Origin of the sequence: Pseudomonas sp. SIMBA_067 (assembly GCF_046534675.1) — a bacterium.
GTDB lineage: Bacteria > Pseudomonadota > Gammaproteobacteria > Pseudomonadales > Pseudomonadaceae > Aquipseudomonas > Aquipseudomonas putida.
Genome location: NZ_JAWRYH010000053.1, coordinates 1 through 461, shown reverse-complemented (window position 1 = coordinate 461; position 461 = coordinate 1). Strand labels below are relative to the sequence as shown.

At 53.4% G+C, this 461-nt stretch carries 1 pseudogene; it reads right to left on the bottom strand.

From position 1 onward, the window contains the following. Positions 1–461: pseudogene (locus SB765_RS28030) on the bottom strand (alkene reductase); the annotation flags it as partial.

Sequence of the window (461 nt, the reverse complement as noted above, 5' to 3'; positions counted from 1 at the left end):
GGTGAGACCGGGGAGATGCGAACGCCCGTCCGCGCTGCGCCGATCTCATCTTTCACGGCCTCCCCGACCTCTAATAGCAGACGCGCACGATTCTCTACTGAACCGCCATATTCATCGGTGCGCTGATTGGCACCATCTTTCAGGAACTGCTCAAGCAGATAGCCATTTGCTCCGTGTATCTCTACGCCATCAAAGCCTGCGGTAATCGCATTAGCTGATGCCTTTCTGAAAGCGGCAACAATGCCTTGTATTTCCTTCACCTCAAGCGCTCTGGGTTCTGAAACATCAACAAAATGGTTGTTCACGAAGGTTTTGGTTTCAGCACGGATAGCTGACGGCGCGCCTGGTGCGGCACCCTCTGGCTGTAAATCGACATGTGAAATTCGACCTGTGTGCCACAACTGCACAAATATCCGTCCGCCTTTGTCATGTACCGCGTCTGTTACTTTACGCCAGCCCTC